This window comes from Pseudosulfitobacter sp. DSM 107133 (assembly GCF_022788695.1).
Taxonomy (GTDB): domain Bacteria; phylum Pseudomonadota; class Alphaproteobacteria; order Rhodobacterales; family Rhodobacteraceae; genus Pseudosulfitobacter.
On sequence record NZ_CP085154.1, the window covers coordinates 807,508 to 826,431 of the forward strand.

Here is an 18,924-nt window from a genome sequence, read left to right on the forward strand (position 1 = left end):
TGTTGGCGAAATAGCCACAGATTTTGGCCATATTATGTCTTGAACAATAACAAAAGTATACCTCAGGCAAGGATTGTTCCCCCGGCGCGCGGTCGGCGCGGGGGAACTTGGTCTAAAGTGGGGCATAGCTTGCAAGCCCTGGCTTACAGCTCTTGTTTCTGAACGCGTAGCAGCTTGCCCGCGACAATGCTGATGAGCGCGGCGGCAAAGCTGAACAGCGCGCCCATTTTGGCGGCGTCCTGTACGGGGCCTGCATCAAAGGCAACCGCAGCGATAAACAGCGATACGGTAAACCCGATGGCGGCGACACAGCCGATCACGATCAGATCAACAATGCGCATCCCTTCGGGAATGCCCAGGCCCAGCGGTCGCGCGGCCAGCCAGCCGAACAGGAAAATCCCCACTGGTTTGCCCACGATCAAGCCCAGCAGCACCAGCCATGTGGCCTCGCCGATCGAGCTCATCTCGACGCCTGCGTTCAGCAAGCCAAAGAAGAACAGGATGATTTCCACCGGGTGTTTCAGCGCATGTTCTATCTGGTTCAGCAGGTCGGTCAGATATTGTTCGGCTTCCGAGAACAGCCCGAAGGCGCGGTCTGCGTGGGGGATGGTTGGCACAATCGGCAACAGGCCCAGTGCCGGGTGCAAGCCGGCCGCCATAAAGCCGTACCAGCTGGCACAGCCCGCCAGCAGATAGGGAAAGAACGTCAGCTTGGTGCGCACCCAGGTCGACGCGGGGCGGTCCTGATTGCCCCGGTCCAGCTTGCGCGGCAGCCAGTTGAAGAACATGAAAACACCTACAGCGGCCGCCAGCGACAGCAGCAGCCATTCGGGGGCCAGTTCGCCACTGGGGTAGAACACCGCCAGAATGATCAGCCCCGCCGCATCATCGGCAATCGCCAGCAACAGCAGGAAACGCACCGCGGGGTGTCCCGCACCAAAGACGATGCGCCCGACCAGATAGCTGAATGCAATGTCCGTGGCAGTGGGAATCGCCCAGCCGTTTGCCACGGCGTCATAGGTCGATGACCCGATGATGGCAGCCAGACCCAGATAGACCGTTACCGGCCCCAGCATCCCCCCAAGTGTGGCAAACAGCGGTGTGGCGGCCTTTTTGCCGCGCAGCGATCCGTTTTGCAAAATCACCGCTTCCCAGACTTCCTTGGCCGCGATGGCAAAGAACAACGCCATCAGCAGGTCGTTGATCAGATAGTGCAGGGTCAGTGTGCGATAGGCTTCGTGCCCGTCGGTTGCCGCGTGCAGGTGCCCGATGGGGGCATGGTCCCAGATCACGAAATGTATGAAGTGATGGTAACTGTCCGCGTCTATGTTCGCCCATACCAACGCAATCAGCGCGCCAAATATCAACAACAGTGAGTAGTTTGTCAGAAAATTCCAGACGCGGTACATGAGGCCTCCACCATCAGATTTGTCGTCATGGCTTAACCGATTGTGAATTGTTGGGCAATGCGAGGTGCAGGATTAGCGTGTTGCGGGGAAGGTGCGCGCCAAAACGGTGGGCACCGATTGTACAAACGCCTCTGGCAGGCAGCGCCGGGCGCGGCTGCGATCTGTCTAGCCGTGCCCGATCCGAACGCTGTCAGCACAGGCTGTTTCGACGGTTTCGATCTCAAGCGTGCTGTGCCCGATGCCGAATCCGGCGAGCACGTCGCGCACCGCCCTGCGGGTCGGGGCCGCTGATGCACCGGCTTCCAGCACCAGATGCGCATCCAGCGCGGGGGCGTTCTCGCCCATCATCCACAGGTGCACATGGTGCGCCGAGGCCACGCCGGGAGCAGCTTCGACCGCGTCAATCACCGCGTTGGTGTCCAGTTCCGCAGGGCTGCCCAACATCAGAATGCGCACCACGCCGGGCATTTCGGTCGCAGATTGCCACAGGATGTATCCCGCAATCATCAAGGTGACGAGCGGGTCTACCCACACCCAGCCAAACAGCAGGATCACCGTGCCTGCGATAATCACCGCGACCGACCCCAGCGCATCTGCCACGTTGTGCAGGAACGCAGCACGCATGTTCACGCTGCCTGCCTGCATCCGCCAGACCAGTGCTGCCGTGACCAGATCGACCAGCAGCGCAAAGCCTGCCACCCAGACGATGATCCAGCCTGCCACCGCTGTGGGTTCGAAAAACCGCAGCACCGCTTCGTAGACCAGATAGAACCCGATGATGATCAGCGTCGTATAGTTGATCAGCGCCGCCACCACCTCGATCCGGTCATAGCCAAAGGTCATCCGTGCATCTGCAGGTCGGCGCGCGATCTTGCGGGCGCCAAAGGCGATGATCAGCGCAATAGCATCCGACAGGTTGTGCAGCGCATCGGCAATCAGCGACAGGCTGCCAGCCAGAAGCCCGCCGATAATCTGGGCCACTGTCAGCAGCAGGTTGACCGCGATGGCCCCTGCAACCCTTGCGTCGCCTGCGTCGGGGGATATGTGGTGATGGTGTCCACCACTGCCGTGCGCGTGATTGTGGTCATGGGGCATTCGGTCTTTCCTGTAGATATTCGGGAATTGGCCGCACCCACATCAAAGGGTGAGTGCGGTGCTGCGGTGCAGGGCCGTCAGTCAGGCCACCGCCTGCCAGACCACACCGGCCAGCATTGCGCCGACGATGGCAAAGCCCAGATAGGCCGCGAAGACGCGCGGCTTGACCAGCGCCCAGACCGCTATCGCCGCAGGAATACAGCTGACCCCGCCTGCAATCACAAAGGACATGGCCGCCCCCTGTGACATGCCCTGCGCCAGCAGCGCATCCACCAGCGGCACGGCGGCATAGCCGTTCAGATAGGCCGGCGCCCCCACCAGCGCCCCCATCAGGATCGGCCCCAGACCGGTGCCCCCCAACAGACCCGCGATCAGCGATGCAGGCACATAGGTCAGCATCAGCGCCTCGATCACATAGGCCAGTGTCAGCCATTTCAGCAGGAACAGCCCGTTGTCCAATGCGGTTTCACGAAAGGTCTCGCGGCGTGAGTCTTCGGTCCAGAATTTCCAGACCGGCGCGCCCGAGAACGGTTTTTTCACACCACAGCACCCGCCAACCGCAGGGCGTTCACGCAGCGGCTCGGCAAAGATCGGGGACCGCGCCAGCGCCCATGTCCCAAAGCCGCCGAACATGCCCAGACCAACCGCCGCCAGCGTCTTGGCCATGGCAAATTCGAACCCCAGCGTGCCCGAGGTAATGGCGAACATCGCCGGGTCCATCAACGGCGAGGCCAGCCAGAACGCCATGACCGCCGCCAGCGGCGCGCCCACGGCCAGCAGTGCCGCGATAAAGGGGATCACCTCGCAGCTGCAAAACGGCGACAGCCCGCCCAGCAGCGCCGCCATCACGATCATGCGTGCGGTGTTGCCTTCGAACGCCTTGGCAAGGATGGTTTCGGCCCCGCTTGCTTTCAGATAGGCCACGGCCATCACCGCAAACAGGATAAACGGGGCTGTGTTCAGCAGTGCTTGGGCGGCGAAGCGCACCGTTGGCACAAACTGCGGCATATCCAGAAGCGCGACCAATGCCAGCAGGGCCAGCACCGCCCCCCATGCGCCGCGCAAGGGTTTCAGCCAGCGGCGCGGGGTAGGGGGGGGCGTATGTGTAAGATCAGCCATGATTGTGGTCCTCGCAGGGGGCGGTGCTGTCCGCGCAGCAGGCATTCAGCAGAAATTCAGACAGGTGCCGCACCTGGTCATAGGCCACGGCGGCGCAAATAATCGAACGGCCCTGACGGGCCTGTGTCACCAGTCCGGCCTGTGCCAGAACTTTGACATGATGGGTCAGCGTGCTTCCGGTCACACCTGCGCGTTCGCCCAGTGCGCCGATGCTCAGCCCCTCGGGGCCGGCCCGTACCAGCGCGCGCAGCACGCACAGGCGTTGTTCAGACCCAAGGGCTGCAAAGCTGCTGGCAGCAAGGGTCAGGTCCAGATCATCAGAGGGAGCGGGGATGTGCGATTCTATTTTCATATTTCTAGAATTATAGAAATGAATGTATCCTGCCAAGTCTTATTTCGAAAAAATGCGAAATGAAAGCGCCTGCCGCTTGTCGGCGCGGCTGCTGGCCTTATACCATGCGTCATGGCCATCACTGACGACATTGCCACCTGCACCCTGTGTGCCCAGCGGTTCGCAGGCACCGCCACCGGACACCATCCGCGCCCGGTGGTCTGGTTTGACAGCGCGCCGCGCATTCTTATTGCAGGGCAGGCCCCCGGCGCGCGGGTCCATGCTTCGGGCAAGCCCTTTGACGATCCGTCGGGTGACCGCCTGCGCGACTGGATGGGGATCGACCCCGCCACCTTTTATGACATGCGCCGTATCGCCATCCTGCCGATGGCCTTCTGCTTTCCGGGCTATAACGCGCAAGGGTCCGACCTGCCGCCGCCGCCGCTTTGCCACAAAACATGGCGAAGCGCCGCGATGGACCACATCGGACCTGTGCCGTTAACGCTGCTGATCGGCGGCTATGCGCAGAAATGGCACCTTGGCACAGGCACCTCGGTCACCGACACCGTGGCTGGCTGGCGCGCCCATGCGCCCGCCGTCTTCCCCCTGCCGCACCCGTCATGGCGCAACACCGGCTGGATCCGCAAAAACCCGTGGTTTGAAACCGACCTCTTGCCAGCCCTGCGCAAAGCGGTTCAAAAGGCGCTGACATGACAGAACATACCCCCATCGACGCCGCCTATGCGGCCATGACCGCTGCGCCGGATGACGACACCCTGCGCCTGCGGTTCTATGAACGTCTCGCCGCCAGCGAGCTTTACGTCCTGCTCGAGGGCGAGGCCGAAGGCGACAAGATCACCCCCCAACTGTTCGAGGCCGAAGGCGCGCAATATGTGCTGGCCTTCGACCGCGAGGAACGGCTGGCCGGATTCGCAGGCCCCGCGGCCGCCTATGCCGCCCTGTCAGGGCGCGTGACAGCGGGCTTGCTGGCCGCCAACAGCCTTGGTTTGGGGCTGAATATCGAGGTCGCGCCCTCGGCGATCCTGCTGCCCGCCGATGCGATGGCATGGCTGGACAACACGCTGGGCAACGCGCCGCAGGACGTCGAGGCCAAAATCGAAAGCCTGACCGCGCCCAGGGGGCTTCCCGACAGCCTGATCGAAGCGATCGACGAAAAACTGGCCACGGCCACAGGTCTGGCCCGCTATGCCTGCCTTGTGGGTGTGACCTATGCGGGGGGCGGCGCGGGCCACATGCTGGGCTTTGTCGGTGCCGTGCCCCATGCCGAAAGCGCGCTGGCCCAGGTCGCATCCGAGGCGCTGACGTTTTCGGGTATCGAAGCGGGGGCCATGGATGTTGCTTTCTTCCGCGCGGATGATCCAATGGCAGAACGTCTGGCCCGCACCGGCCTGCGGTTTGACCTGCCACAGCCCGAGGACCTGTCCGAGCGCACCCGCCCTGCACCCGGTTCAGACCCGACCAAACCGCCGATCCTGAAATAATCGCCCGTGTCCTGGCGCGCCCCACAGCGCCCAAGTGCAACAATCGCCCACTTCGTTCACGAAAACCGCTCCGCGCCTCACAACCGCGTCAGGCGGGATGATTTGCACAGCGATCTGTGGCTAACTTTGCGCACCCGTCCCGCAAAGGAGCTTCCCATGACCCGCTTTACCCTCGCGATCTCGGTCGCCGCCACCGCCCTGACCTTGGCCACTTCAGCCTTTGCCGGGCCGCAATATGTCGATGGCACCGGCTATGCCGCTTCGGGCTATGATGTGGTCGCCTATTTCGACCTTGATCAGAACCCCGTCGGGGTCGACCAGCCCCCCGCCATGCCCGGGCGCGCCGACATCACGGCCGATTACAACGGGGCCACCTTCGCCTTTGCCACCGAGGCCAACCGCGCCCGTTTTGAGCAAAACCCCGCCGCGTTCGCGCCGCAGTACGACGGCCATTGCGCTTACGGCGTGGCTCAGGGCGGCAAGGTACCGGGCAACCCGAACCTGTGGCGTATTGTCGATGGCAAGCTGTACCTCAACATCACCCCCGACGTGGTCGGCTTCTGGGAGGAAGACATTCCCGGCAACCTGACTGCAAGCGAGGCCAACTGGGTGTCACTTGACCCCAAACCGGCTTCGCACAGCCGTATTCCCAAGTTCAAATCCACAGCGCCTGAAAAGAACTAGGCCCATCCTTCATCTTGCCCGATAAACTCCGGGGGAGGCGCGCAGCGCCGGGGGCAGCGCCCCCATGCCCTCATAACCCAGAACAGGCCCCATGCGCGTTTCCAAACCCAGTCTGACCCGCCGCCGCCTGATCGGCCTTGGCGCGGCTGCCCTGCTGGGCGGCGGCGCGGCCTTTGGTGCACGCTGGTACAATATCACCGCGCGCAACGGGGCGGGCACACTGACGCCGCCGCAAGCCTATGCGCAGGTGCAAGGGAACACGCTGCTGCTGATCGACATCCGGCGTCCCGATGAATGGGCGCTGACGGGTGTGGGGCAGGGCGCTCATCCGCTGGATATGCGGCGCGCCGATTTCATGGCAGCGCTGGGCAGCCTTGTCCAGGGCAACCCCGACCGACCCGTCGCCCTGATCTGCGCCCGTGGCGTTCGCTCGCGGCTGATGACTTTGAAACTGCAACGTGCCGGCTTTGACAACGTCCTGGACGTGCCCGAGGGCATGTTGGGTTCGGGCGCAGGTCCGGGCTGGATCAAGCGCGGCCTGCCTCTCACGCAGCTGTGACGGAAAACCTCTTGGCGGCAGACACACGATAGAGCAGCATCATCCAATGACAGTTTTCAAATCCCTGTGCGCGTCCGTCGCGCTGTTCGTGACGGCCCAGACAGCGCAGGCCGGATGCGGCACCGCGCCCGAAGCTTGCGAAATAGCCAATGGCAGCTATCACATCACCCTGCCGGATGGCCCGCCCAAAGGGGCGATCATGTTTCTGCACGGCTATGGTGGCAATGGCGCAGCCTCCTTGCGCCCCGGCGGATGGGCGGGCACCGCGCTGGCGCGCGGCTATGCTGTGATCGGCCCCGATGGCACCCCGATGCCGGGCCGCAATGGGCGCAACTGGTCATTCCATCCCGATTTTCCAAGAGACCGCGATGATGTCGCCTTTCTCAAGGCCGTGCGGGATGACGCTGCGGCCCGCTTTGATCTTGATCCTGCGCAGATGGTGCTGGGCGGCTTCTCGATCGGTGGATCAATGACCCACTACACCGCCTGCGCAGCGCCAGACGCCTTTGCCGCCTATCTGCCCGTTGCGGGTGCCTTTTGGCGGCCCCATCCCGAAACCTGCGCGGGGCCGGTGAAATTGCTGCACACCCATGGCTGGACCGACACCACCGTGCCGCTGGAGGGGCGGGTCATCGCGGGGCGGGACGTGAACGACCCCAATGCCTTTGTGCAGGGTGATGTGTTCTATGCAATGCAACTGTGGCGGCAGGTCAACGGTTGCGTGCAGCTGCGCGCCGACCGCTTTGTGACCAAGGGGCCGTTCCTGCGCCGCGCATGGGATCGCTGCGCCCCCGGCACCGCACTTGAATTCGCGCTGTTCACGGGTGGGCATCAGGTGCCGGACGGCTGGATCGACATGGCGCTGGACTGGCGTGAGGGGCTGTAGGGAAGGCATCGGGGTACGGTTCAAGAGCGTCGCAATCGGCAGGGTTTTCTCTGGAACGCGGCGGCCACAGGCTAAAGACCAGAAATCAAGCGGCCTTTTCGGGCGTCTCGTTGCCCGCCTGCGGTTGGCGTTGACCTCTGTAGTGCGCTTACTCCGCCGCCAGCTTGCTGCCGCCTTCCAGATCGGCCCGCAGCGCCGCGCGCAGCACCCGTGCGCGGCCCACAATCGCAGGCTCGTGCAGCGTCAGCGGGCTGTCCATGCGCAGCCCCGCAGGGGCGTGACGTGCAAGGTTCAGCGAGCTGAGCGCCGACAGCGGCACCGCCAGCAACAGGCTGGCCACGATCGGCACCAGCCACCAAGAAATCAGCCCCGCGATCAGCCCCACCGACAACAGCACGCCCAGCGTGGTCTCGACCCAATGGAACTTGATCAGGACCGAGAGCGGCTGGCGGGTGCCTTCACGGTTCTGCGGTGCCCAGGCTTCACGTCGCGTGAACAACGCACGCAGCACCGCTTTGGTTTGCTGGATCATCAGGATCGGGGCATAGGCCACCGACAGGGCCACTTCGGTCAGGAACGCGGTGCCAAAGGCGCGCTTGCCGCCGAACATCCGCACCGCGCCGGGGCGCATGGCGATGACCAGCGCTGATGTGATCTTGGGCGTCAGCAGCATTGCATACATGATCACCAGAAAGGCGACACTGTCGATGTGGCTCATCTCGGGCGGCCACGACGGGAACAGCGGGTTCGCCTCGTTGAAATAGCGGATCACGTTGGTTTCCGCGTCCTTGCCCAACAGGGTCCAGAACACCAGCAGCACGAACCACGCAGGGCTCATCAGATAGGCCATCGCGCCCTGGAACAGGTGAAAGCGGCTGACCGGATGCAGCCCCTTGGTGCCCAGCAAGCGCAGGTGTTGCAGGTTGCCACGGCACCAGCGGCGGTCGCGCAGGACATAATCGACCAGCGTGCCGGGTGTTTCTTCGAAACTGCCCGCGACACGCGGCAGGAATTTCACGGTCCAGCCTGCACGGCGCAGCAGCGACGCTTCGACAAAGTCATGGCTCAGGATCAGATCGCGCCCGCCACGGATGTGCGGCAGACCTGCGGCGCTGGCAAAGGCGCGCACGCGGATGATCGCATTGTGCCCCCAATAGTTGCCTTCGGCGCGGGCCCAACGTGCCAGCCCTTCGGCCAGCAACCAGCCATAGGCCATGTTGGAAAATTGCTGGATGCGGGCGAAAACCGTCTCGGCTCCGATCAGCTGCGGAAAGCTCTGGATCAGCCCGGCCTGTGGATCGGCGGCCATTTCGTCGGACAGGCGCACGATGGCGCGGCCTGTCATCAGGCTGTCGGCATCCAGCACCAGCATAGCGTCATATGCCGCGCCCCAACCGGTGATCCAGTCGGCCAGATTGCCCACCTTTTTGTCCACGTTCTGCGCGCGGCGGCGGTAATAGACCGACATGCCCGCAGGCACCCCACGGCGCAGCGCTTCGAAAGCCTGCACTTCGCGCTGGGCAATCTCGGGGTTCTGGGTGTCGCTGAGGATGAACAGGGAATAGCGGTGCATCGGGTCACGCCCGGCCACGTCGTTCAGCATCGCGGCTGCATTGCCGAACACATCCCAGGTGACTTCGTTATAGACCGGCACCAGCAGGGCCACGTCCAGCGGCGCGCCGCGCCGCGCAGGCACCCGCGCCTCGAACCGGCCGACCAGCGCCACACCAACCGTGCTGACTGCAAGGGCAACCCAGACAAAGGTCATCCCGATCATCGCCAGAAGCGCCCATTCGACAAAGCTCATTCCGGCCTGTTGCAAGACCCCGTGCAAGCCCCACAACAGCAGGCCGGTGATGACAAGCGCAGGGGCAAAGACCGCCAGACGCCAGCCAAAACCGTCCTGCGCACCGCGCGGTGCGCCGGGGGCGCGGTGCAGGTCCTGTTCGGGCATGGCCAGCGGCGCACGCGGGGGCATATAGGTCAGATCGGTCTTGGTCATGTGGTGGTCCAACGGTAAAGCCAAAGCTCGGTCAGGGCCGCGTCGCCCAGCCGCAATTGCACCCGAAACTCGGCCAGCTTGGCCTCTTCGGGCATAAAGGTGAAGGCCAGGCGCAGCCCGCCCGTGGCCGGATTGCGCTGCAAGATGCCCTCGGTAACAGTGCCTGCGCTGGTCGTCACAACCTTGGTGATCGTATCAAGGTCTTCGGGCATGTGGTCATTCGGCGCAAAGTCGATGGCGAAGACGCGACCGCCTTCGGGACGCGCACCGGCGGCGGTGTTGATCACGCGCATCGGCTCGGCTTCGGATGTCGGCGCAGGGTCGGCCCCCCAATCCAGCTGATAGGTCATCTGGTATTCGCTGCCTGCCGGGATCGCCTCGGCGGGCCGCCAATAGGCGACGATATTGTCATAGACCTCAAGATCGGCGGGAATTTCGACCAACGCGACCGCCCCTTTTCCCCAGCCTTCGCCGGGGGTGACCCACAGGCTGGGGCGGTTGTGGTAATGCGCCTCAAGATCGTTGTAATCTTCCAGCGCGCGCTTGCGCTGCATCAGGCCGAAGCCCTTGGGGTTCACATCGACAAAGGAGCTGATCTGCAAGGTTTTCGGATTGGCCAGCGGCCGCCAGATCATCTCTCCGCCGCCGTTGTGGATCAACAGCCCGTCGCTGTCATGCACCGCAGGGCGGAAATCGTCAAAGCGCTGGCGGTTGGTGTCGTCGAACAGAAACATCGAGGTCAAAGGCGCAATGCCGATGTGGCGCAGCTCGGTCCGCGCGAACAGATGCGCGCTGACGTGCATGTGCAGCACCTCGCCGGGTGTGATGTGGAATGTATACGCACCGGTCACCGAGGGGCTGTCCAGCAGGGCATGCACCACAATCGTATCGTCGCCATGGGTGGGGCGTTCCAGCCACAGGCCGATAAAGTCGGGAAACTCCTCGCCCTCGGGGTCGCCGGTTTTGATGGCCAGCCCGCGCGCGGAAAGGCCATAGCTTTCGCCCGCGCCGATGCCACGGAAATAGCTGGCGCCCTGAAACACCGCGTATTCTTCGAAAATGCGCGGTTTGTGCAATTCGGCGCGCAGCCGAAGCCCGCTGTAGCCCAGGGTATCGTCAATTTCGACGTCGGGAAATTTGTCGGTTTTGTCAAAGACGTCCATGTCGAACAGCAGCGGACGGGCAATGCCGTCTTCAACTTCGAACATGGCCACGGCTTGCGGAAAATACAGACCCGGCGGGAACACATCGACACGTTGCGGAGCGTCGGTGCCCTCCCACAGCGCGTTGCGCGAATCGAACCAGATCTTGCGATACTGGTCATAGGTCAGATCGCGCCAGCTTTTGGGTATCTTCGGGCGTGGTGTATAGCTTTCAGCAGCCATTTCACGGGCGCGCTGGATCAGGCTGCGGGCGTCAAAGCGCGCAGGTGCGCCGACTTGCAGGCCGGGTTCGTCCGCCCAGCCAAGGGTGGGGGTCGCAGCGGCAAAAGCCGCGATAGATGCCAGAAGTTCTCGCCGCAACATTAGACAGCCTCTTTCTTCCATGGCTGGCCTTTGAACCAGCCAGCGCCGTAAGCGGTGGCAACCAGCACCGCGCCTCCGGCCAGATTGATCAAAAGAACCGGCAGGATCTGGTGATCGGTCACGTCCATGCCAAAGCCCATAAGGCGCGCGGTGAACATGCTGACCACGAATACCGCCAGTGATTGCTGCCCGACCTTCAGGATGATCGTCACCAATACGCCCCAGCCCCGCGCCAGCGCACCGGTGCCGGAAGCCAGCAGCCGGTTGCCCTTGTCACCCGCAATGACCCAGCCCAGATAGGCCAGCGCCAGAAAATGCAGATAGCGCAGCGGGGCAAAAGACGACTTGTCGAACCACGCTGCATGCGCAGTGCGCCAGTCTGCCGCCCACTCCAACCCGAACACGCGCACGCCGATGTTTGACAAGGGCACATTGCCCAGCACGATCACAGCGGCCAGGATCATCAACGGCATGGACACCGGCGGCTTGGGCAGCCAGCCGCGCATAAAGGCAAAGCCGGTAAAAAAGAGCAGCTGCCAGGCAAAGGGGTTGAAAAACCAGTTCCGCTCGGTCCACGGCTCTGCCGGCAAAGTCAAATGCCATGCACCAAGTCCCACCGATTGCATCAACGTCTCCTGTGCCAAAAGCCACACGCAAAGCACGAACGCTGCAACTGCGAAAAGGTTCACACGCACCAGTAACATTATGACCGGCATGAACAGCAAGACGACCATATACATTGGTAAAATGTCAAAGTAATTAGGCACATAGCGCAGCGTCATGAAGCTGAGAAAAATATCGGGATTTGCCCATTTCTCGCTTTCGACAAAGACAGGCCACAGGTTCAGCTGCCCCCAATAGTTCATTCCGGTGATGTCCAGATTGGTCAGCCAGACGGTCAGCGCGATGGTTGCGCAAAACAGTCCGACATGGGCCCAATAGACTTGCCAGACCCGAAACAGCACCCGCGAACTGCCCAAGCGCCAGCCGACACGGTCAAACCCGCCACCAAAGGCGATGGCGCTGGCCATGCCCGAGCAGAACACGAAAATCTCTGTTGCATCGGAAAAGCCCCAGCGTGCGGGGATCCAGCTGGCCAGAAAGTTGCCGGGCGTGTGGGCGATCAGGATGATGAACATCGCGATACCGCGAAAGAAATCAAGACGCAGATCACGCACGCGCGCAGGCTTGGAAGCGGCTACGGATTGCGTGCCGGATGGGGCGGCTGTCAAGGAGCTATTGCGGGTCTTGAACATAGGGGCGGGTGAGGTCTCGGAATAGGTCATCCGCGCCTCTTAATCTGCATCGTGACAGTTGTCTTCATTGACTTTTCTCATTGGGCGGCAATACGCCGTGCGCGGGAAATCGACGCCGCGCGGGTCTGGGCAAACCGGTCTTCGTGACCGCCCCGCTTGGCCGTCCGCTGCGCCAGAATCTGGGCTGTACGCTCAACCCGACCGGCGCGCAATCCGGCATCTATCGTCATACGTTCAAAGACATCGCGCTGGGCATGGCTGCCACCGATCGACTGCATCGACGAGCGTGCAGCGGCAAGGTTTTGAAAGGCCTGATCCCAACGCCCTTCGGCAAAGGCATTGAGCCCCGCGATTGCGGCAAGTCCGGGCTCGGCAATGCGCTGGGCCACTTCACCGTGGCGGATCGAATCGCGTGCAAAGCGGGCGCACATCGCATCGGCGGCCGCGCCGTTCTGTGCACCCGACAACGCCAGCATGTAATGGAGGTCGGCAAAAACCAGACAGCCGTCCTCGACCCGTGCCTCGGAAAAGGCGGCCAGCTCCTCCCATCGCGGGCCAACGTCCAAACCGTCAAGTTCCAGCCGCATTAACAGCGACGTGGCATTGGCGATATCGCGGTAGTCATCGGTCTTGTCGGCGCGAATCTGGCTGTCGTACAGCGCCAGCGCCACATCCATTTCGCCGCGGTCCATATGCAGCAGCGCCTTGTGCCACCAGACATGGTAGCGAAAGTTGTTACAGTGATCCCATGCGGCCTTGTGATCTTCGATCAAGGCGATGCCTGCGTCGGGGCGCGCTGTCATGTCAAAAACATGGGCCACCGCGTGCAGGCCCCATGCATCGTCGGGCGCATGGGCCAACCCTTGCAGGCCGGCGCGTTTGGCGGCGGCGTAATCGCCGGTTTCCTCCAGCGTAAAGGCATGACAGCCCAGCAGATAGCCGCGCATGGGATGGTCGCGGTGTGCATCCATCACCGCCTCGACCGAGGCGCGCATCCCGGCAGCATCGCCCAGCACGAAGCGGATGGCGTGGCTGACCTTGGCCGACAGCGTGTCGCGCGGTTGCAGGCGCAACGCGGCCTCCATTGCCGCCACCGCGCCCGATGGCCGCCCTTGCAGCCATTCGCCCAACGCCTGAACCCACAGCTTTTCGCGCGGTGCAGCGCCCGCGCGGGCGGCGGCAGCGCGCGCCGCCTTGTGCGCATCCTGCGCCACGGCCACCAGTTCGGCACGCCCCATCATCAGCGAAAACAGCCCGCGTGCGGCGTGCCCCATGGCGAAATCAGGAGCGCCTTCCAGCACCTTGCCCAAATGCACAGGTGTCTGTGTGCCGTGCGACAGAAAGCCGGAGATAACGCCGTTCCAGTGGTCCACCAGAACCGGATCGTTCAGGGAAACAGGGCTGTCGCATATGTCGTTGCGCATGAAAGGCACCTTTGTTGTGGCACGGGACGATCCCGTGCGATGCCTCTAATTTACCCATGTATTGCGCAAAACGGGGGCGCTACACGCAGGTGTGACCGCGCCGCCGCCTTTCGTGAGAACACAGGCCGTTTTTGCAACAAATCCGGTGAAAACGGCACAACATGCGTGCAACTACGGCTTGGGGCGGGGTGGTGTCTCCAGCATTTGTAACACTGCGGCGGTGTCCTGGCCAAAGGACGGCGGCGCGTGGCGATAGCTGACCGGCGTGGCCGACAGTTTCAGCGGATTGCCCAGCAAGCGCACATGGCCATCTGCCACGCCGTCACAGGGCACCGCGACCACAGCGCCCCGCGCCTGCGCCTGATCCGAGGTCAGCGCCTCGGCCACATTGTGGATCGGGCCAACAGGCACTTTGACCGCATGCAGACGGTTCATGACCTCTGCGCGGCTCAGAGTCTTGAGTGCCGGAGCCATCAGCGGCATCAGCGCCGCACGGTTTTCAATGCGATGCTGGTTGGTGTCAAAGCGTGGATCGTCGCTCAGCCCCGCCAGCCCCACCGCGTCGCAGAACCGAGCAAACTGCGCGTCATTGCCCACGGCCAGCAGCACATGGCCGTCGCTGCATTCAAAGGCGTCATAGGGCACGATGTTGGGGTGCGCATTGCCGCGCCGTTCGGGCACCTGGCCGCTGGTCAGAAAGTTGGTGCCCTCGTTCACCAGCCACGCCATTTGCGCATCCACAAGGCTCAGATCAATGTGCTGGCCCTCGCCGGTTTTGTCGCGGTGGCGCAGGGCGGCCAGAATGCCAATCGTCGCATACATGCCGCACATGACATCCGCGATGCCGACGCCCACCTTCATCGGTGCCCCGTCTGGCGCGCCGGTCAGCGACATGATCCCGCCATAGCCTTGCGCCATCAGGTCATAGCCCGGCTGGGCGCGGTTCGGCCCGGTCTGACCAAAGCCGCTGATTGAACAATAGACCAGTCCGGGGTGCTTTTGCAGCAACGTGGCGTGGTCCAGCCCGTATTTGACCAACCCGTCGGGCTTGTAGTTCTCAACCACCACATCGGCCCGCGCAGCCAGCTGGCGCACGGTCTGCTGGCCCGCCTCGGTGGACAGATCGACCGCAACCGACAGCTTGTTGCGATTGGCGGCCATGAAATAGGCGGACAGGTCCGTTGGCGCGCCATCCTCATCGCGGGCATAGTTCGGCCCCCATCCCCGTGTGTCATCCCCACCGGTCTTCGGGTTCTCGACCTTGATGACAGTGGCCCCCAAGTCACCCAGCATCTGGGTTGCCGTGGGACCGGCCAGAATGCGGCTCAGGTCGAGGACAAACAACCCGTCGAGCGCGCCCTTAGATTCGGCCATCGTAGGCTCCTTTCTCGATATGGGCGGCGATCACGGTAAAGGTGTCGGCGCTTTGGGCATCTTGCAGCGCTGACTGCAGTTCGGCACGGCTGCGCACATCCACGCCCGCCCCGCCAAAGGCGCGGCCAATCGCGGCAAAGTCGTGGGTGCCAAAGTCGACCCCGTGATTCCCAAGCTGTCTTTGCCGTTGCTTCAACTCGATCAGCGCCAGCGATGCGTCGACGAACACGACGAAAATACAGCGCAGACCCAGTTCTCTGGCCGTCGCCAGTTCGCCCGCGACCATCAGGAAACCGGCATCCCCGCTGAAACTGACCACCGTGCGGTCGGGTGACGCCAGCGCCGCGCCCATGGCCAGCGGCGCGGCACAGCCCATGGTACACAGCGCCGAGGATTGCATCAGCCCGCGCGGCGCGTAGCACTGCCACATCTGGCTGAGCAGGATGCGATGCGCGCCGCTGTCTGCGGTGGCCAGCGTGTCGCGGGGCAGGGCGGTGCGGCATGTGGCGACGATGGCGGCGGGTCCCCAATCCTCATCCGTGGGAAAGGCTGCAGCCAATGCGGCTTGCGCGGCGGCCACTTCGCCACCCGCCCATGTTGCGCGCGGTGTCGCGGCCAGCATCAGGGCGGCCACGGTGGCGCGCACTGATCCGACAATGTTGACCGTGGATTGATGCATGTAGTGGTGGTTCGGCACCGCTGTCACCTCGACCACACGCTGGGCCGTACTGTCCCAGACATCGCGCCAGCCGGTGCGCATCTCGATGGGATCATAGCCCAGACACAGCACCAGATCGGCGTTTTGGACCAGCGGCAGCAGCGTCTTGTCCGCCAGCGGTGACAGGCCGGCGCCCCCTAGCGCCAGCGGGTCGTCCTCGGGCAGCATCCCCTTGGCCTTGTAGGTGGTAATGACCGGCACCCCAAAGCGCCGTGCAAGCCCGGCCACATCGGCGCATTCGTTCAGCGCATCGACCCCGGCAATGATGATGGGCCGCGCGGCCTGCGATAGCCAGCCTGCGATCTGCGCCAGCGTCGCAGCATCGGGCACAACATCGGCGGCCACGGCGCGGGACGTGGCGGCGTCGGCAGGCACCTGCGCTTCGGCCACGCGAATGGGGATGTCGATGAACACCGGACCGGGCTGGCCCTCGGTGGCGATGCTCACGGCCTTGTCCGCGATCACATGGGCGGCACCGGTGTCCAGCAGAAAGGTGGCCTTGGTGATCGGGGCAAAGACCGCCCGTTGGTCCAGCACCTGATGGGTATAGCTCTGCGCCTCGTCCGCATCGACCGCACCGGCCAGAACGATCAGCGGCACGCGGTCCTGCAACGCATTGGCCACCGCGTTGACCCCGTTCAGCACGCCGGGACCGACCGTGGCCACCAGCACCCCCGGCGCGCCGGTGCGGTGCCACGCGCCCTCGGCCATAAAGGCCGCCGCGTTTTCGTGTTTGCACAGCACAAAGGTGATACCCGCCGCCTCAAGCGCGTCCACCATGGTCAAAACCTCGCCCCCCGGCATCCCGAACGCCATCCGGCACCCGGCGTCATACAGCCTGCGCGCCACCGCATCGGCGGCCCTGATCGTCTTGGTCATCACACCCTCATCGCTTGTTGGCGCAACAGTGCATTGGGCGGGCGAGGGGCGCAATTCACCATACCGCCAGCTTTGTGTCAGAGGGGCGGGCTTGACCTTCCAGTCTTGGGAACCCATCTGTCAGGCAATGCCCCCGGGCTATCAAGGAACCGCCTCATGAACATTTCCCAAGTCGCCACCGCCTCGGGCCTGCCCGCCAAAACGATCCGCTATTACGAGGACATCGGCCTGATCCGTCCCGCCCGCAGCGCCAACGGCTACCGTGCCTTTTCCGATCAGGATACGCACAAGCTGGCGTTTCTGTCGCGGGCGCGGTCGCTGGGGTTTTCCATCGAGGATTGCCGCACCCTGCTGGCCCTGTGGGAAGACCGCAGCCGCGCCAGTGGTGACGTGCGCAATCTGGCCATGGATCATCTGGCCGAGATCGACCGCAAGCTGGCCGAGTTGCACCAGATGCGCGACACGCTGGCCAATCTGGTGAGCTGCTGTGCAGGGGACGACAGGCCCGACTGCCCGATCATCGACAGGTTGGCCAAGAGTTGAACAGGGCGATGAAGGCCCCGCGGGTCTGTTCTGACCTAGGGTCCAGACCCTAAAACGCAAAGCGTGATTTCAAAAGCGCCTCGGTATATTCCTCGACCGCGGTGCTGTCGTGCACGACGCCGCCCCCGACATTCAGCTGTGCTGTGCCGTCGGGGTGGCACAGCACGGTGCGTATGGCCACGTTGAATTGCATGTGACCCTGTGGCGCGATCCAGCCGATTGCCCCGCAATAAGCGCCGCGCGGCTGCGCTTCCAACGCGCGCAGGATCTGCATCGCCCGGATTTTCGGCGCACCGGTAATCGACCCGCAGGGAAACAACGCTCCGAAGATGTCGCGCAAGGTAACATCGGGCAACAATTGCGCCACGATGCGCGATGTCATCTGGTGCAGGGTTGCATAGGTTTCGACCTGGAACAGATCGGGCACCCGCACGCTGCCGACCTGTGCCAACCGGCTGATGTCATTGCGCATCAGATCCACAATCATCAGGTTCTCGGCCTGGTTTTTCGCAGACCCGCGCAGCCATTCGACCTGCGCCGCGTCCTCATCCGTGGTTGGCCCGCGCGCGACCGTGCCTTTCATCGGCTTCACCTCGATCCCGCCAGTTTCGTTAATGGCAAAGAACAGCTCGGGCGAGCGCGACAACAGCACAGGCCCGCCCAGATCGACAAAGGCACCATGTGGCACGGGCTGCCTGCTGCACAGCGCAGCGTACAGTTCCAGCGGCGTGCCGGCGTAGCGGGCGTTGATGGGAAAGGTCAGATTGGCCTGATAAATATCCCCCGCCGCGATATAGGCTTTGATCTGGTCGAATGCGGCTGAATAGGCGTCCTGATCCCAAACCGGTTGCGGCGCGCTCAGAACTGCCCCGCCGCCAGCCCGCGCAGCCCTTGCCGGTGCAGGTGCGTCAAAGACACCGAATTCAAGCAACGGCGTGGCGCGGTCGGGTGGCATAAGGTCATGCAGCTTGTGCGAGAACACATAGCCCAATTCGTAACTGGCATAGCCCGCCAGCCAGCAGCCCTGCGCCTTGGCGGCTTCCATCGCGGCAAAGGCGGCGGGCACCGCGTCGGGGGTGTCGGCACGAATGACGCGAAGCGGATCGGCAAAGGCCGTCCCCCCCGCCAAAGGCCCGCCGTCAAAGATAACCTGATGCTGCATGGCTTCGCGGTTCAGCTCAGAAATCCGCCGCAATTCTCAGCTCGCGCAGGGGGCGCACACGGTTGATCGACTCCTGATACAGCGGATGGGCCTTGTAGGCCGTCAGCGCCTCGGTACTTGCAAATTCGGCGTAGACAACCACATCCGCTTCGCCCGAAAGCGCATCATCGCGGATATTGCGGCGCACTTCGAACACGTCGGCGTGCGGGATATCAGCCAGCAACGACAATCCTTCGATGATGCGCGTGACATCTGCCGGATCTTTCGCGCTGAAGAAAACGACATGACGAATGGCTGGACGCTCGGACATGAAAACTTCTCCTGTTTGGACTTTTCGCATTGGCGCGCCCCTAGCGGGAACACGCGCCAAAGACCAGTGCAAATGACCCCGTAAAGGACGCCTGAACGACTTTGACAGTCGGCTGACCACGTCGATTTGAAATCGGGATGCGGGT

The 18,924-nt window shown here is 63.3% G+C and carries 18 protein-coding genes; 6 read left to right on the forward strand and 12 right to left on the reverse strand.

All coding sequences use genetic code 11. The annotated features are described in order from the left end of the window. Positions 1-143: 143 nt before the first annotated feature. The 4 genes from DSM107133_RS03990 to DSM107133_RS04005 all read right to left on the reverse strand — a co-directional run bounded on the left by DSM107133_RS03990 (position 144) and on the right by DSM107133_RS04005 (position 3,975). Positions 144-1,409, reverse strand: a complete 1,266-nt coding sequence (locus DSM107133_RS03990; protein WP_114293506.1) for a Na+/H+ antiporter NhaA — start codon at positions 1,407-1,409, stop codon at positions 144-146. Between the two features lie 165 nt (positions 1,410-1,574). After that, positions 1,575-2,504 (reverse strand): cation diffusion facilitator family transporter, encoded by a 930-nt coding sequence (locus tag DSM107133_RS03995; RefSeq protein WP_114293507.1) that lies wholly within the window; start codon positions 2,502-2,504, stop codon positions 1,575-1,577. An 81-nt stretch (positions 2,505-2,585) separates the two neighbouring features. After that, complete coding sequence (locus DSM107133_RS04000; RefSeq protein ID WP_114293508.1) at positions 2,586-3,623, reverse strand: permease; 1,038 nt, start codon at positions 3,621-3,623, stop codon at positions 2,586-2,588. Further along, positions 3,616-3,975 (reverse strand): helix-turn-helix transcriptional regulator, encoded by a 360-nt coding sequence (locus DSM107133_RS04005; protein WP_114293509.1) that lies wholly within the window; start codon positions 3,973-3,975, stop codon positions 3,616-3,618. The genes DSM107133_RS04000 and DSM107133_RS04005 overlap by 8 nt, the downstream gene beginning before the upstream one ends. Positions 3,976-4,086: 111 nt before the next feature. On the opposite strand from DSM107133_RS04005, the gene DSM107133_RS04010 reads away from it, so the two are divergent. The 5 genes from DSM107133_RS04010 (at position 4,087) to DSM107133_RS04030 (ending at position 7,585) form a co-directional block, all read left to right on the forward strand. After that, on the forward strand, positions 4,087-4,668 hold the full coding sequence (locus DSM107133_RS04010) for a uracil-DNA glycosylase family protein (protein ID WP_114293510.1): 582 nt from the start codon (positions 4,087-4,089) through the stop codon (positions 4,666-4,668). Next, positions 4,665-5,456 (forward strand): SseB family protein, encoded by a 792-nt coding sequence (locus DSM107133_RS04015; protein WP_114293511.1) that lies wholly within the window; start codon positions 4,665-4,667, stop codon positions 5,454-5,456. The genes DSM107133_RS04010 and DSM107133_RS04015 overlap by 4 nt, the downstream gene beginning before the upstream one ends. 156 nt (positions 5,457-5,612) lie before the next feature. Next, positions 5,613-6,140, forward strand: a complete 528-nt coding sequence (locus tag DSM107133_RS04020; RefSeq protein ID WP_114293512.1) for a YHS domain-containing (seleno)protein — start codon at positions 5,613-5,615, stop codon at positions 6,138-6,140. Positions 6,141-6,231: 91 nt separating this feature from the next. Further along, positions 6,232-6,699 (forward strand): rhodanese-like domain-containing protein, encoded by a 468-nt coding sequence (locus DSM107133_RS04025; protein ID WP_114293513.1) that lies wholly within the window; start codon positions 6,232-6,234, stop codon positions 6,697-6,699. Positions 6,700-6,745: 46 nt separating this feature from the next. Then, positions 6,746-7,585 carry a prolyl oligopeptidase family serine peptidase gene (locus tag DSM107133_RS04030; RefSeq protein WP_114293514.1) on the forward strand — a complete coding sequence of 280 codons (840 nt, stop codon included), beginning with the start codon at positions 6,746-6,748 and terminating at the stop codon, positions 7,583-7,585. A 148-nt stretch (positions 7,586-7,733) separates the two neighbouring features. Here the strand turns inward: DSM107133_RS04030 and mdoH are convergent, their stop codons facing one another. From mdoH to DSM107133_RS04060, 6 genes are all read right to left on the reverse strand, one after another. Next, positions 7,734-9,587 carry a glucans biosynthesis glucosyltransferase MdoH gene (mdoH, locus tag DSM107133_RS04035; protein ID WP_114293515.1) on the reverse strand — a complete coding sequence of 618 codons (1,854 nt, stop codon included), beginning with the start codon at positions 9,585-9,587 and terminating at the stop codon, positions 7,734-7,736. Further along, complete coding sequence (locus tag DSM107133_RS04040; protein ID WP_114293516.1) at positions 9,584-11,113, reverse strand: glucan biosynthesis protein G; 1,530 nt, start codon at positions 11,111-11,113, stop codon at positions 9,584-9,586. Before DSM107133_RS04040 ends, mdoH begins: the two co-directional genes overlap by 4 nt. Further along, positions 11,113-12,399 carry an OpgC domain-containing protein gene (locus DSM107133_RS04045; protein ID WP_114293517.1) on the reverse strand — a complete coding sequence of 429 codons (1,287 nt, stop codon included), beginning with the start codon at positions 12,397-12,399 and terminating at the stop codon, positions 11,113-11,115. Before DSM107133_RS04045 ends, DSM107133_RS04040 begins: the two co-directional genes overlap by 1 nt. 47 nt (positions 12,400-12,446) lie before the next feature. Next, positions 12,447-13,793 (reverse strand): tetratricopeptide repeat protein, encoded by a 1,347-nt coding sequence (locus tag DSM107133_RS04050; RefSeq protein ID WP_114293518.1) that lies wholly within the window; start codon positions 13,791-13,793, stop codon positions 12,447-12,449. Positions 13,794-13,964: 171 nt separating this feature from the next. After that, positions 13,965-15,167 (reverse strand): CoA transferase, encoded by a 1,203-nt coding sequence (locus DSM107133_RS04055; RefSeq protein WP_114293519.1) that lies wholly within the window; start codon positions 15,165-15,167, stop codon positions 13,965-13,967. Then, on the reverse strand, positions 15,154-16,764 hold the full coding sequence (locus tag DSM107133_RS04060; protein WP_205387817.1) for a thiamine pyrophosphate-binding protein: 1,611 nt from the start codon (positions 16,762-16,764) through the stop codon (positions 15,154-15,156). The genes DSM107133_RS04055 and DSM107133_RS04060 overlap by 14 nt, the downstream gene beginning before the upstream one ends. Positions 16,765-16,920: 156 nt before the next feature. Here DSM107133_RS04060 and cueR point away from each other — a divergent pair, with 156 nt between their 5' ends. Then, positions 16,921-17,307, forward strand: coding sequence for a Cu(I)-responsive transcriptional regulator (cueR, locus tag DSM107133_RS04065; protein ID WP_114293521.1), 387 nt, complete (start codon positions 16,921-16,923; stop codon positions 17,305-17,307). Positions 17,308-17,356: 49 nt separating this feature from the next. Here cueR and DSM107133_RS04070 read toward each other — a convergent pair whose 3' ends face one another. After that, the gene (locus DSM107133_RS04070) at positions 17,357-18,469 is read right to left on the reverse strand and encodes an aminodeoxychorismate synthase component I (protein WP_114293522.1); all 1,113 of its coding nucleotides are present in this window, start codon (positions 18,467-18,469) and stop codon (positions 17,357-17,359) included. 16 nt (positions 18,470-18,485) lie between these two features. Next, positions 18,486-18,779, reverse strand: a complete 294-nt coding sequence (locus DSM107133_RS04075; protein WP_114293523.1) for a Dabb family protein — start codon at positions 18,777-18,779, stop codon at positions 18,486-18,488. Positions 18,780-18,924: the final 145 nt, after the last annotated feature.

Excerpts from the sequence above, each read along its gene's own strand:
- mdoH (WP_114293515.1), bottom strand. The coding sequence starts at position 9,587 with ATGACCAAGACCGATCTGACCTATATGCCCCCGCGTGCGCCGCTGGCC.
- DSM107133_RS04060 (WP_205387817.1), bottom strand. The coding sequence starts at position 16,764 with ATGACCAAGACGATCAGGGCCGCCGATGCGGTGGCGCGCAGGCTGTAT.
- DSM107133_RS03990 (WP_114293506.1), bottom strand. The coding sequence starts at position 1,409 with ATGTACCGCGTCTGGAATTTTCTGACAAACTACTCACTGTTGTTGATA.
- DSM107133_RS04015 (WP_114293511.1), top strand. The coding sequence starts at position 4,665 with ATGACAGAACATACCCCCATCGACGCCGCCTATGCGGCCATGACCGCT.
- DSM107133_RS04000 (WP_114293508.1), bottom strand. The coding sequence starts at position 3,623 with ATGGCTGATCTTACACATACGCCCCCCCCTACCCCGCGCCGCTGGCTG.
- DSM107133_RS04040 (WP_114293516.1), bottom strand. The coding sequence starts at position 11,113 with ATGTTGCGGCGAGAACTTCTGGCATCTATCGCGGCTTTTGCCGCTGCG.
- DSM107133_RS04055 (WP_114293519.1), bottom strand. The coding sequence starts at position 15,167 with ATGGCCGAATCTAAGGGCGCGCTCGACGGGTTGTTTGTCCTCGACCTG.
- cueR (WP_114293521.1), top strand. The coding sequence starts at position 16,921 with ATGAACATTTCCCAAGTCGCCACCGCCTCGGGCCTGCCCGCCAAAACG.
- DSM107133_RS04030 (WP_114293514.1), top strand. The coding sequence starts at position 6,746 with ATGACAGTTTTCAAATCCCTGTGCGCGTCCGTCGCGCTGTTCGTGACG.
- DSM107133_RS04010 (WP_114293510.1), top strand. The coding sequence starts at position 4,087 with ATGGCCATCACTGACGACATTGCCACCTGCACCCTGTGTGCCCAGCGG.
- DSM107133_RS04020 (WP_114293512.1), top strand. The coding sequence starts at position 5,613 with ATGACCCGCTTTACCCTCGCGATCTCGGTCGCCGCCACCGCCCTGACC.
- DSM107133_RS04070 (WP_114293522.1), bottom strand. The coding sequence starts at position 18,469 with ATGCAGCATCAGGTTATCTTTGACGGCGGGCCTTTGGCGGGGGGGACG.
- DSM107133_RS03995 (WP_114293507.1), bottom strand. The coding sequence starts at position 2,504 with ATGCCCCATGACCACAATCACGCGCACGGCAGTGGTGGACACCATCAC.
- DSM107133_RS04050 (WP_114293518.1), bottom strand. The coding sequence starts at position 13,793 with ATGCGCAACGACATATGCGACAGCCCTGTTTCCCTGAACGATCCGGTT.
- DSM107133_RS04045 (WP_114293517.1), bottom strand. The coding sequence starts at position 12,399 with ATGACCTATTCCGAGACCTCACCCGCCCCTATGTTCAAGACCCGCAAT.
- DSM107133_RS04005 (WP_114293509.1), bottom strand. The coding sequence starts at position 3,975 with ATGAAAATAGAATCGCACATCCCCGCTCCCTCTGATGATCTGGACCTG.
- DSM107133_RS04025 (WP_114293513.1), top strand. The coding sequence starts at position 6,232 with ATGCGCGTTTCCAAACCCAGTCTGACCCGCCGCCGCCTGATCGGCCTT.
- DSM107133_RS04075 (WP_114293523.1), bottom strand. The coding sequence starts at position 18,779 with ATGTCCGAGCGTCCAGCCATTCGTCATGTCGTTTTCTTCAGCGCGAAA.